At 46.8% G+C, this 12,754-nt stretch carries 9 protein-coding genes; 6 read left to right on the top strand and 3 right to left on the bottom strand.

Features of this window, described 5'->3' with window-relative positions; translation table 11 throughout:
- Nucleotides 1-38 precede the first annotated feature (38 nt).
- Nucleotides 39-479, bottom strand: a complete 441-nt coding sequence (locus BCU34_RS15400) for a GlcG/HbpS family heme-binding protein (protein WP_008220964.1) — start codon at nt 477-479, stop codon at nt 39-41.
- Nucleotides 480-580: 101 nt separating this feature from the next.
- Nucleotides 581-2,206 carry a malate synthase A gene (aceB, locus tag BCU34_RS15395; RefSeq protein ID WP_102479869.1) on the bottom strand — a complete coding sequence of 542 codons (1,626 nt, stop codon included), beginning with the start codon at nt 2,204-2,206 and terminating at the stop codon, nt 581-583.
- Between the two features lie 313 nt (nt 2,207-2,519).
- On the opposite strand from aceB, the gene gcl reads away from it, so the two are divergent.
- The 6 genes from gcl to BCU34_RS15365 all read left to right on the top strand — a co-directional run bounded on the left by gcl (nt 2,520) and on the right by BCU34_RS15365 (nt 10,159).
- Entirely contained in the window at nt 2,520-4,292 is a 1,773-nt protein-coding gene (gene gcl, locus BCU34_RS15390) for a glyoxylate carboligase (protein WP_102479117.1), read from the top strand.
- Between the two features lie 116 nt (nt 4,293-4,408).
- Nucleotides 4,409-5,185 (top strand): hydroxypyruvate isomerase, encoded by a 777-nt coding sequence (gene hyi / locus BCU34_RS15385; RefSeq protein WP_102479118.1) that lies wholly within the window; start codon nt 4,409-4,411, stop codon nt 5,183-5,185.
- Nucleotides 5,186-5,222: 37 nt separating this feature from the next.
- Entirely contained in the window at nt 5,223-6,119 is an 897-nt protein-coding gene (locus tag BCU34_RS15380) for a 2-hydroxy-3-oxopropionate reductase (protein ID WP_057622798.1), read from the top strand.
- 260 nt (nt 6,120-6,379) lie between these two features.
- On the top strand, nt 6,380-7,690 hold the full coding sequence (locus BCU34_RS15375; protein WP_102479119.1) for a glycerate kinase: 1,311 nt from the start codon (nt 6,380-6,382) through the stop codon (nt 7,688-7,690).
- A gap of 163 nt (nt 7,691-7,853) precedes the next feature.
- Entirely contained in the window at nt 7,854-8,462 is a 609-nt protein-coding gene (locus BCU34_RS15370) for a TetR/AcrR family transcriptional regulator (RefSeq protein WP_046223041.1), read from the top strand.
- 260 nt (nt 8,463-8,722) lie between these two features.
- Nucleotides 8,723-10,159, top strand: coding sequence for an amidohydrolase (locus tag BCU34_RS15365; RefSeq protein WP_102479120.1), 1,437 nt, complete (start codon nt 8,723-8,725; stop codon nt 10,157-10,159).
- A gap of 96 nt (nt 10,160-10,255) precedes the next feature.
- On the opposite strand, the gene BCU34_RS15360 is transcribed toward BCU34_RS15365, so the two are convergent.
- Nucleotides 10,256-12,652 carry a hypothetical protein gene (locus tag BCU34_RS15360; RefSeq protein WP_102479121.1) on the bottom strand — a complete coding sequence of 799 codons (2,397 nt, stop codon included), beginning with the start codon at nt 12,650-12,652 and terminating at the stop codon, nt 10,256-10,258.
- Between the last annotated feature and the right edge of the window lie 102 nt (nt 12,653-12,754).

Genomic DNA, 12,754 nt, shown 5'->3' with positions numbered 1-12,754 from the left:
GCTTTTTGTTCCTGTTTAAGAAATTCAAGTACAGTGAATTAAGCTTGTAGCATCTCGTCACTGAACAGCTCTGCGCAACCAATACCATTAATGGCGCAGCTCTCGTCGATGTCTGAAATGTCACCGCTGACCCCAATCGCGCCCAGTACCGTTTTATCCTTATCTCGAATCAGTAGGCCCCCTGGCACTGGCACCATGTTTCCGTGTGCGAGTACGTTTACGGCGGAGATAAATGCAGGCCTGTTGTCAGCATCTTGGGCGAGCTTTCTAGAGGAACAGCCCAGTGCGAGTGCCCCCCACGCTTTAGCAATCGCGATGTCTGGTCGCATCATGCTAGAGCCGTCTTGACGTTGCAAAGAAATCAGCTTGCCACCGCTGTCTAAGACGGCGACCGTCAAAGGCTCAGTGTGGATCTTGTTTCCTGCTTTTAAGGTGCCATCAATGATGGTTAACGCTTGTTGTAGAGTCAAACTTCCCATGTTATCTCCTAGTTTTTCAAGGGGCCGTGTACCAAGCTAAGTCAGCCAATCATTACTCTTGTTGTGGATATCATCGACTGATTCAGTTCGGTACAAGAGTCCTAACTGGACTCTTGTAATAGCCCATAGCTGGGTAAAGTTAGGAAGGCGGCGAACTCTTCGGCTGTAGAAAGTTGATAGAAAAGATCGGCTGTCTCTTCAAATCGACCTGCTGTATAACGCGAGTCTCCGACTTCATGTTTTATCGTGTCTAGCTCTTGGTAAAGCCAAGAGTGGAACAATTGTTTGGTAAAGGTTTGGCCATCATCGAGTGTTACCCCGTGGTGGATCCACTGCCAGATATTGGCTCTTGAGATCTCAGCGGTTGCGGCATCTTCCATAAGGCCGTAGATAGGTACACAGCCGTAGCCTTGGATCCAAGCTTCGATGTAATACAGCGCGATGCGGATATTCTTACGAACGCCCGCTTCATCGCGGCTACCTTCACAAGGTTTCAGCAATAAGTCTGCATTGATTACATGCTCTGGGCTTTGGAAATCCATTTGGTTTACTTTACCATCGAGGTGCTTATCGAATATCGACATTGCCAAATCAACCAGCGCAGGGTGCGCGACCCATGTGCCATCGTGGCCGTTTTGAGACTCTCTTTGTTTATCTTCGATTACCTTGGCAGTCACACGCGCCATTTCTTGCGGATCTTTTGCTGGAATAAAGGCTGACATACCACCCATCGCCAGTGCGCCGCGAGCATGACAAGTGCGTACCAACAGTTGGCTGTAAGCGTTAAGGAATTCTTGATCCATGCCGATCCCATGACGATCTGGCAGGATGCGGTCTTTATGGTTCTTCAGCGTTTTGATATAGCTGAAGATGTAATCCCAACGGCCACAGTTCATCGCAACGATGTGATCACGCATTGCGTACAAGATCTCTTCCATTTGGAATACGGCTGGTAGCGTTTCGATCAATACTGTCGCGCGAATGGTGCCTTTGGGTACATGGAAATAGTTTTCGGTGAAGCTGAAAATATCGTCCCACCATTGTGCTTCTTCCATGCTTTCTAGCTTTGGAATGTAGTAGTAAACGCCTAAGCCTTGTTGTGCACGTGATTGATAGTTGTGGAAAAAGTACAAGGCGAAGTCCATCAAGCAACCGCCGATAGGCTGATTGTTGAATTGGATGGATTGCTCAGGAAGGTGGATCCCTCGTGGGCGTGCGATCAGCAGTGCAGGATCGTCGTTTAATTGGTAACGCTTCTGCTTCTTCTCATCGAAATAACTAATGGTGCCAAGGTTGGCATCTCTTAGGTTGATTTGCCCTTCGACCATGTTGGCCCAAGTAGGAGAAGACGCATCTTCAAAGCAGCACATGAAGACTTTCGCGCCTGAGTTTAGCGCGTTGATCACCATCTTTCTTTCGATAGGCCCGGTGATCTCTACTCGGCGATCCAGCAATTCTGGCGGCGGCGTTGCCACTTTCCACTCTTTATTCTGGCGAATGGAAATGGTGTCTTTTCTGAAATTGGGTAGCTCTCCCTCGTCATATTGAGCTTGTTTTATGTCGCGGTCACTTAGCAGGGCATGACGGCGATCTCCAAACTTATTGACGAGAGCTTCTAAGAATTTTAATGCATCTTTAGACAAGATCTCTTTGTACTCGGGGTTGTCCATATTCCCGAGTACCTGCATACATTGTACTTCTTCTCTCTCTTTTACGTCATTCATCATTGTTGTCTCCTTTGAACAATACGATGCCACTTTGTATACAAAATACTCTTTTTAAGGATATTTATATTGCATAAATTGTAAACAAGCAAAGGGTATTTAACATTTATTTATCATTTGGTCTTTTTAGAATTTATTTTTACGTAAAGATATTTTATGTAAAGTAATGAATTGTAAGCTTTTCAGGGTTGATGCTTACTCAAAGTGGCAGTGTGATGTAATAAAATTGTTTCATTTTGGGGTTGATAAATAGCGAGGATGGTTCATAGTACACAAAAGTTAGTTTAATTGTATACAATCTGAACTGGAGGTTCGAATGGCAATTATGAAAGCGATTGAAGCAGCGGTAGAAGTGCTTAAACGTGAAGGAGTAGACATCGCATTTGGTGTTCCCGGCGCAGCAATAAACCCTATGTATGCGGCTATGAAAAAGCTCGGAGGAATCGATCACGTCTTAGCTCGCCACGTAGAGGGTGCATCCCATATGGCTGAAGGGTACACACGTACCAGTCAAGGAAATATAGGTGTGTGTATTGGTACCTCTGGTCCAGCGGGAACGGACATGATCACGGGGCTTTATTCTGCGTCTGCAGATTCGATTCCAATTCTCTGCATCACAGGCCAAGCGCCACGTGCTCGTCTTCATAAAGAGGATTTCCAAGCGGTCGACATTGAATCTATCGCTAAGCCAGTGACTAAGTGGGCAACCACGGTGCTGGAACCTGCACAAGTGCCACGCGCATTTCAAAAAGCCTTTCATTTAATGCGTTCGGGTCGCCCGGGTCCAATCCTGATTGATCTACCGATTGATGTTCAGCTGGCTGAGATTGAGTTTGATATCGATACCTATGAGTCGCTTGAACCTTATAAGCCACAAGCAACACGTGCGCAGGTTGAGAAAGCATTAACCATGATGTCTCAATCGGAAAAACCGCTGATTGTGTCCGGTGGTGGTGTGATTAACGCTGGCGCATCTGAGCTGCTGCAGCAGTTTGCTGAAATCACAGGCGTACCAGTGATTCCAACCTTGATGGGCTGGGGCTCTATCCCAGATGATCATGACTTAATGGCGGGCATGGTAGGGCTACAAACTTCCCACCGTTACGGTAACGAAACCATGCTTAACTCTGACTTTGTGTTTGGCGTTGGTAACCGCTGGGCTAACCGTCATACAGGCTCTGTCGATGTTTATACCGAAGGGCGCAAGTTCGTACATGTCGATATTGAACCGACCCAAATCGGCCGCGTGTTTTGTCCTGACTTAGGCATTGTCTCTGATGCGAAGGCAGCACTAGAGTTAATGGTTGAAGTGGCGCAAGAGTGGCGTGATGCTGGCAAGCTGCCAAACCGAAATGCTTGGGCAAGTGAGTGTCAGGAACGCAAGTCGACCATGCTGCGTAAAACCAATTTTGATGAAGCACCAATGAAACCGATGCGTGTTTATGAAGAGATGAACAAGGCATTTGGTCGTGACACTTGTTATGTGAGCACCATTGGTTTGTCGCAAATCGCTGCCGCTCAGTTCCTGCATGTTTATAAGCCGCGTAACTGGATCAACTGTGGTCAAGCTGGCCCGCTAGGTTGGACAACACCAGCAGCATTGGGTGTCCGAGCGGCTGATCCAAATCGCGATATCGTCGCTATCTCTGGTGATTATGATTTCCAATTCATGATCGAAGAACTGGCGGTAGGTGCTCAGTTCAACCTGCCATACATCCATGTACTGGTGAACAACTCTTACCTAGGTTTGATTCGCCAAGCGCAGCGCCAATTTGATATCGATTATTGTGTACAACTGGCGTTTGATAACCAGAACGCACCAGAGCTTGAAGGCTACGGGGTAGACCATGTCGCAGTTGTTGAAGGCCTAGGTTGTAAGGCGATTCGAGTTCGTGAACCAGAGCAAATTGCCGCTGCGTTTGAGCAAGCCAAAGAGCTGATGAACAAGCATAAGGTCCCGGTTGTTGTTGAGCTGATTCTTGAGCGAGTAACCAACATTGCGATGGGCGTTGAGATCAATGCCATCAATGAATTTGAACCGCTTGCCGAAAGCCGCGGCGATGCTCCAACGGCGCTGGCGTACAAGTAATCATTAAGTAATGTGTATCCGTAGAGCTGAGGTTTAGCCCTACGGAAAGCCTCCGATAGAGCGAGGCTTTACTACAAACAACCAGATTTTTACAGATAAAGAATAAGGACAGAGTCATGGCAAAATTTGCTGCAAACTTGTCGATGTTATTCACGGAAGTCGATTTTATGGATCGCTTTGAAGCCGCCGCAGAAGCGGGCTTTCAAGGTGTCGAATACCTTTTCCCTTACGCCTTTGATGCCGATGAGATTAAACAAGAGCTCGACGCTAATAACCTAGAGCAAGTGCTATTTAACCTGCCCGCGGGTGATTGGGATGCTGGCGACCGTGGTATCGCGGTCGACCCTGCACGCGTTGAAGAGTTTCAAGCGGGTGTACCTAAAGCCATCGCTTACGCAAAAGCACTGGGTTGTACTCAAGTGAATTGCTTGGCCGGGATTGTTCCGCAAGGTGTGACCCAACAAGACGCGCAATCGGCGTTTGTGATTAACCTGCATTACGCGGCGAACGCGCTAGCAGCAGAAGGCATTAGCTTAGTGATAGAAGCGATCAATACCCGTGATATTCCGGGCTTCTTCTTGAACACGACTGAGCAAGCCAAAGCGATTATCAAAGAGGTAGGGAGCGATAACCTTTCTATCCAATACGATATTTATCACATGCAAATTATGGAAGGCGATCTTACGCCGACCATGCAACAAAACATCGGCCAAATCGCACACGTGCAACTGGCGGATAATCCAGGCCGACACGAACCGGGTACCGGAGAAATCAATTACCCATTCGTGCTCAACTATCTTGATGAGCTTGGCTATCAAGGCTGGGTTGGCTGCGAATACAAGCCAAAAACAACAACGACAGAAGGCCTTGGTTGGCTACACCAGTACCGTTAATTGCGTCTGGTAACCCTCAAACGTTAAGGAGAACAACATGTCTAAAATTGCATTTATCGGAACTGGCATCATGGGTAAACCTATGGCGAGTAACCTTCAAAAAGCGGGTCATGAATTGATTCTGTCGGATCACTTTAATGCAGCACCTGCCGATCTTGTGGCAGCGGGCGCAACGGTCTACCACTCACCAGCAGAAGCGGCAGAGGCGGCGGATGTCATTATCCTAATGGTGCCTAATACGCCTCAAGTGGAAGATGTCCTGTTTGGTGAGAACGGTGTCGAGCAAGGCCTAATGGCGAGTGGCGCAGCTGGAAAATTGGTTATCGATATGAGTTCAATCTCGCCAATCGCGACCAAAGCGATTGCCGCACGAATCAACGAGGGTGGCGCGTCATACCTAGATGCTCCGGTATCAGGTGGCGAAGTCGGCGCTATTAATGCAGCGCTGACTATCATGGTTGGTGGTGAGCAAGACGCCTTTGATAAAGCACGTCCACTATTTGAAACCATGGGTAAAAACATCACGCTGGTGGGTGATAACGGTGCTGGCCAAACGTGTAAGGTTGCCAACCAGATCATCGTTGCTCTGAATATCGAAGCGGTATCCGAAGCCTTAGTATTTGCCTCAAAAGCCGGTGCTGATCCAGCACGTGTACGTCAGGCACTATTGGGCGGCTTTGCCAACTCTAAGATCCTGGAAGTGCACGGCGAGCGTATGGTTGAAGGCACATTCGACCCTGGCTTTAGAATCTCACTTCACCAGAAAGACCTTAACCTTGCGCTAACGGGCGCACAAGAGTTAGGGGTTGCACTGCCAAATACGGCTAATGCTCAAGAGTTGTTTGGCGAGTGTGCCGAAATGGGCGGTGAAGGCTGGGACCACTCTGCACTTATCCAAGCAATAGAGAAGCGTTCTGACCACTCGATTCGTTAACCTCGTTTTAATGATGAATACGGGCTGGCATCGCATGTAATGTCGAATAGTGAATCTACTTTACTCCTCGACAGCACATTGATGAGCTAGCCCACCAGTTTCAAACAGTTTGTTTATAAATCGCGTAGTTTCGTCTCCTTTTATACGCGTTCCTGATATGAGGCAGAGGTTGAAGTTGTTCCTTTCCAACTTGATCTTAGCAGGCACCCTTTAGCCTTGTATCGGGGTTCTTTTTTTCTCCGTCAACTAAGGAGTGGCTGATGGACATTGATGCTAAGCAGTTTCTGCAAACCCTTTTCTCAAGTGCTGTTAATCAGGCGCTACCTAAAAATCACATCGAACCTTTTCTTCCTCAAGACATTTTTTATCGCTCTGCTAACCAAGCTGGGCGAACTGTGGTGATAGGAGCAGGAAAAGCAGTCGCATCAATGGCAGCTGAGCTTGAAGCGGTTTGGCAGGCAAAGAAACAACAAGACCTTGCGTTGCGTGACCTTGAAGGCCTGGTGGTGACTCGTTATGAGCACACCGCCCCTTGCGAACATATTGAGGTGATTGAAGCGGCGCACCCAGTTCCGGATGCGATGGGCTTAGAAGTAAGCCAACGTATGCTGCAATTGGTGAGTGACTTGAGCGCTGACGATACGGTTATTTGCCTATTGTCTGGCGGCGGCTCTGCTTTGTTAAGTCTGCCCGGTGGCGACATCAGCTTGGCAGAGAAGCAACAAATCAATAAGGCGCTGCTCAAATCAGGCGCCGCCATTGATGAGATGAATTGTGTTCGTAAACATTTATCGTCAATCAAAGGTGGGCGACTAGCAAAAGCCGCGTATCCTGCAAGGGTTGTGTCACTGGCGATTTCTGATGTACCGGGTGATGACATTAGTGTGATTGCATCAGGTCCGACTGTACCAGATACCACCACACGTTTTGATGCGATGGCAATTTTAGAGCGTTACCAAATAGAAACACCATGCTCGGCATTTGAATGGCTTAATAATCCAGAGTCAGAAACCGTTAAGCCAGATGACGTCTGTTGGAAGAACGCCGAGCACCATATTATCGCGACCCCGATGTCGGCATTGGAATCCGCTGCTGCAGAAGCTGAAGGCTTGGGGATTCCTGCTTATGTGTTGAGTGATTGTATAGAGGGAGAAGCGCGAGATGTTGCGAAAGTTCACGCTGCGTTGGCTAAGCAAGTGGCCAATCACGAGCACCCATTTGCGACGCCTTGCGTGATACTTTCCGGTGGCGAAACCACAGTAACCGTTAAGGGCAATGGTCGCGGTGGGCGTAACTGTGAGTTCTTATTGAGCTTGTATAATGAGCTTAAAGGCCAAGACAACATATTTGCATTGGCAGCTGATACCGACGGGATTGATGGCGTGGAAGACAATGCGGGCGCGTGGATTACCCCACAAACATGGCAACAAGGTTCGAGCTTGTCGCTTAAAGCGCAAGACTACCTCGATGCCAACAACAGCTACGATTTCTTCAAGCAAGTCGATGTGCTTCTTACCACGGGGCCGACGCTGACCAATGTGAATGACTTTCGCGCAATATTGATTCTTTAACTTGAACAGTTCAAAAACACGGTATGGAATGGTCGCTTCTTAACAAATAGAGCGGCCATTTTATTGTTATCAATGCTGTGACCTTGAGTTCTGTAATTATCTTCTGGACTAATGAAGCACGTTGATTACTATGATTTCAGTAACGAGCTGTAAAGGATGTAATATGTCTAGGATCAGACAAAAGAATCAAGATTTAATCATCGAAGTCGCGTGTGAACAATTCGCCACTCATGGTTATGCCGCAACAAAAATGGCCGATATCGCAAAAGCGGCCGACATTCCCAAACCTAACGTATTCTATTATTTCAGCTCTAAAGATAAGCTCTACAACGCTGTGCTTGAAACCGTCACTCAGCCCTTACTAGAAGCGTCTCGTCCGATTGAAGAACTCAGCGATCCTGTTGAAGCCTTGTCTCAGTATATTCAAACCAAGCTGATCATTTCTCGCGACCATCCACACGCCTCTAAAGTGTTTGCCAATGAAGTGATGTCTGGCGCGAAAGTGTTACCAAAAGAGATCGGTGACGAGCTGTATAAACAATCCCAGATGATCCTCGATAAGTTCTCAACTTGGTCGGCGCAAGGTCTAATGGACGATGTCCCCGCACACCACTTGATGTTTACCATTTGGGCGGCCACTCAAACTTACGCCGACTTTGGCTGGCAGATTTGCAGTGTAATGCAGAAAGAGCAGCTCGATGATAAAGACTATGCCGATGCCGCTGAGTTCATTACTCAACTGGTGATTAAAGGCTGTGGTGTGAAAAGCTAACGTTATTTGAATGTTTTTTTTGGGTCTGCGATTGCAGGCCTTTTTTGTTTGTGCATTTGAGTGAGCATATGTGCAAAGCTACTTTTGTGACCTGTTGTGCAATAACTTATTTATCTTGAATTTGGCTCGATTAGGTATGCCATTTTATTTAAAGTTAGCGTTATAGTATCGGCAAAAATTCAATTCCGTCATTTTTATCAAAGCTAGAAGCTAATATTAGACTTCTATATTTATTACACGCACAACATTAAGGTTTAGCAATGACGCTTAAAAGCTTGGCATGCACCATCAGCGCAGTTCTACTGGCAGGCTGTGGTTCGACAGTCGCGACGCAAACATACAACGCCGATCTGATCATAACCAATGGACAGGTTCTAACAATCAACTCTGAAATGGATGTGATTGAAGATGGTGTGGTAGTGGTAAAAGACGACCAGATTATCGCGGTGGGCAATGAGGATTTGATTGCTCAGTACCGTGCTGAAAAGGTGATTGATGCTCAAGATGGGATTGTTATGCCGGGCATGGTGAACGCGCACAACCATTTACCTATGATTGCGTTTCGTGGCTTAGGCGAAGAGGGCATTTCGAACCGCTTGTTCGCTTACTTCTTTCCTCTAGAAGCAGAAAAGCTAAGCCGTGAACTGATTTACAACGCGACTAAGCTTGGCTCTATCGAATTGGCACAAAGCGGTGTAACTACTTATGCCGACATGTATTACCACATGGACGAAATGGCCAAGGCGACCAAAGAAGTTGGTTTGCGTGCTGTGCTGGGCGAAACCGTGATTAAGTTCCCGGTGGTTGATGCCAAAGAACCTTATGGCGGGATTGAGTATGCTAAAGGTTTTATTGAGCAGTACAAAAACGATGAGTTAATCACACCCGCTTATGCGCCACACGCGGTGTACACCGTGAGCAAAGATAAACTGCAAGAAATCAATAAACTGTCGGCTCAATACGATGTGCCTGTGTTGATTCACGTTGCTGAATTCCCGAATGAAGAAAAGCGTATCAAAGACGAAACTAAGGCAACGTCGCCAGTCGAATACATGGATGAAATTGGAGTACTGGACGAGCGCGTAGTGATTGCTCACGGTATCCACCTTTCAGAGAATGACCAAAAGCTATTGAAACAAGCTGATGCGGGTATCTCATACAATCCAATGGCCAATGCTAAAGGGGCGACAGGCATTGCACCTGCGTGGGATATGTACCGTGCTGATATGCGAATCGGCTTGGGAACAGACGGCCCAATGAGCTCTAACCAAGTCGATATCATGCGTACTCTAAGCTACGCAGCCAACATGCAACGTTTAAAGCATTCTGACCGTACCATCATGATTCCTGAACAAGTGATTGAGATGGCGACATTAGGTGGCGCAAAAGCCCTACACATGGAAGACCAAATCGGTTCTCTTGAAGCGGGTAAGAAAGCGGATATCGTGATTGTAGAGACACAATCGGCGAACATGATGCCAAGTTACGACCCATACACGACCCTGGTTTATCAAGCGAACCCAAGCAACATCGACACCACCATTGTTAACGGCCAAATCGTAATGGAAAACCGAGTGATGCAGACGGTTCAACTGGATGAAATCCGCCAAAGCGTTGATGAGTTTGAAGCTGATATTAAAGCCTTTGCCAAAGAACTTTCTAAGAAAGCGATTAAGTCGAAGAGCTTGATGGATTAGACTCCAAACGCTAAGTAGTTAATCGAATAAAACCAAAAAGGCCGACAAGATGTCGGCCTTTTTTATGGCTATTAGATAGCTTGGTTATTTCTCACTTCAGTTAGAACAACTGTTGCCATTCGGGATACCACTGCCTAAGAACTCAACCCTAATTTGTTCGACATCTTTTAGGTATTGGTTGTTGGCTTGGTCTGCCTCATCGTAGTTGTTGAGGGTGACATTCCATGTCGAGAATGGAGTTGGTTGGAAGTACGCATACTCGAACCTATTCGCCACTGCGCCATCGGTGATGATGCTAACGTCATTGGTGGTTGGATCATCTAAGCGGTAGTAAAACGCCCGTGCGACCGGATTAGAACTGAATTGGTAATCCTGATCTTGATAGCGGTCGGCATAGTTACCTGAACTCGATATTCCAAGGTTGAACTGCTTGCCATAAGGTAAGTTTTCCCCTTCTAAGAACACACGTACTGTAGAGAGTCTAACTCGGTCGAATGAACATAGTTGTGCCTGCCCTAATGGAATTGTGAAGTTCAACTCGCCAGTGGTTGCGAAGCTATCGAGTTGCTCTGGGCTAGAGATGGTGTAGTTGTCGATAGTGAAGTCTTGTGGTGCTGGCTGGAATGAAGAGAGTGCATTCACATACTCATTTTCTATGGACGCGAGGTCAAACTGGTAGTCCAAGTAACTTTTATTCAGCGAAGGTGTGATCTCACTTGGTTTCAACGCCCAGTATTCGTATGCCTGAACATAGTTAGATAAAGCCACATACATTGGTCGTTTGAAGTGCATTAGCACTCGCGACAGCTCACGCTCGATGGAGTCGAAACCTTCGCTGTCTACCTGATAACTCTCAATGGCGTCACTCAATCTTTGCTGTTGATTAGCGGTGACGTTCTTGGTCAATAATAGGTCGACGAGTTTGGCTTGCTCTTGTGCAAAGTTAAGCTGAGTGGTGTTAATTGCTTTGCCTAATAGCACCTGTTTTTCAAGTTCGACTAGGTATTGTCTCGCGCCTTTAATTCCCAAGCTATCAGCAAGTCTTAAGTTACTGCGGATCTCGGTGATCATCAGATCCCAGGCCAGATTACTCTCATTCAAAGTCGGAATATTAAAGTCAAAGCCATCCATCGCTTCGGAGATTTTATGAAGTTTGATGGTCGATTTCACATCGGCGGTGAGCTGTGCGATGCCCGAAATGGTCTTAGTAACGCTATCAATGATCCCCGTGACTGATTTGATATTGGTGACTAAGTTTTTCGCTTTATCTAAAGCCTCCGGGGTTTTGGCTAATTGTTCGGTGAGGTCGTTCACACCAGATAGGTTCCCTGTGAATACGCCACTGACGGCACTGCCAATCTCTGCGATGGCTTTGAAGATAGCCAAGGCTGCATTGAGCTCTTGCTGAGTTTTCCAGTTTTCCACGCCGACCAAGTAAGTGGTTCTTGCACTCAGTGTCACAAGCTCCTGAGCTTTGTATTGGCTGTCGATCTCGGTCAGGCTGTCGCCTATTTTGTCGATGTTGGATTGGGTTTGAGTGATGATCGATTCTTGTGCTCTGAGAACGTCTTCAACGTTAGCGAGTGCTAACTTCGCAGCTTCAATCTTGTCTTCGATCACCGTACTTCTGTCTTGAATGATATCCCACTGCGCTTGATACGCGATCATTGCATTCAGGTACGCTTCGTATTTGCCTTGGTAGAGCACCTTGTCGAGATAAGGCACATAGTTACTCTCTTTAGTGCTGAAACTAATGAACTGTTTGAAGGCTACGGTTTGGAGGTATAGGTCTGAAAGGATAGGGTCATCTTCCACCACTGAGCCTGCGTGACGCAAACTCTGCTCGATCCAATTAATCAGTTCGAGACTAAGCTCTGGGTTGGTGTCGAATAAGCTGGCAGCCATATCAAAAGAGCGGTTAACAATGTCGGTAAAAGGTGTGGTCGCTAGTTTCATTTGCCCAGTAATGTTCGAGTCGATGGTGGTTCTGCGGTAGTGTTCTCCTGCTAATGCCACAGAGGTTCCATCGCCATCTTCTGCTGAAAGGGCATCTCGTGTAATGCTGCCATCGTTTTGGAAAGCGAGGACATTAATTGGAGTTTCGATCTCTCCTGCAATCACAGTCACTGATGCCGCAGCGCCTTGTTGCCCGAGAACGAAAGTCGGGGCGCCTTGTCCGACAATTTTACGGGCAAAAATGAGAATGTTTTGGTTATTCACCACCAAGTTGAAGTTTTCTGGAACCTCAATGGTATCGGCAAAAACGACGATCTTGGAGGGCTTAGTCACGTAAAGGTTCTGCTCTGCAACCCAGTCACTGAGGTTGATGTGGAGATCAGATGTAGAGCGAGAGAGAACATCGACATCTGAATAGGCAGACTGAACCCAAGTTGGGTATTCGATGGAATTAGGCAAGTTATTAAGCTCTAGCCAGTCACTAGCAAAAGCTTGTGGAGATAATGAAAGAGAAATAATAATCGGTAGAATTCTCATATTAATGTCCTGTCGAAATGAGTATTAGCCAAATTTTGGGTAGCAGAAACCAACACCTTATTTTTCATAAGGCGTGGGGTTCTGTTGTTAGTTTGTTTTTAT

The organism is Vibrio sp. 10N.286.45.E10 (assembly GCF_002874195.2).
Classification (GTDB): Bacteria; Pseudomonadota; Gammaproteobacteria; order Enterobacterales; family Vibrionaceae; genus Vibrio; species Vibrio crassostreae.
The sequence above is the reverse complement of the archived record's forward strand: the minus strand, read 5'-3'. Positions and strand labels throughout refer to the sequence as shown.

Coding starts and splice junctions, on each gene's coding strand:
- BCU34_RS15400 (WP_008220964.1), bottom strand. CDS start 479: ATGGGAAGTTTGACTCTACAACAAGCGTTAACCATCATTGATGGCACC.
- aceB (WP_102479869.1), bottom strand. CDS start 2,206: ATGATGAATGACGTAAAAGAGAGAGAAGAAGTACAATGTATGCAGGTA.
- gcl (WP_102479117.1), top strand. CDS start 2,520: ATGGCAATTATGAAAGCGATTGAAGCAGCGGTAGAAGTGCTTAAACGT.
- hyi (WP_102479118.1), top strand. CDS start 4,409: ATGGCAAAATTTGCTGCAAACTTGTCGATGTTATTCACGGAAGTCGAT.
- BCU34_RS15380 (WP_057622798.1), top strand. CDS start 5,223: ATGTCTAAAATTGCATTTATCGGAACTGGCATCATGGGTAAACCTATG.
- BCU34_RS15375 (WP_102479119.1), top strand. CDS start 6,380: ATGGACATTGATGCTAAGCAGTTTCTGCAAACCCTTTTCTCAAGTGCT.
- BCU34_RS15370 (WP_046223041.1), top strand. CDS start 7,854: ATGTCTAGGATCAGACAAAAGAATCAAGATTTAATCATCGAAGTCGCG.
- BCU34_RS15365 (WP_102479120.1), top strand. CDS start 8,723: ATGACGCTTAAAAGCTTGGCATGCACCATCAGCGCAGTTCTACTGGCA.
- BCU34_RS15360 (WP_102479121.1), bottom strand. CDS start 12,652: ATGAGAATTCTACCGATTATTATTTCTCTTTCATTATCTCCACAAGCT.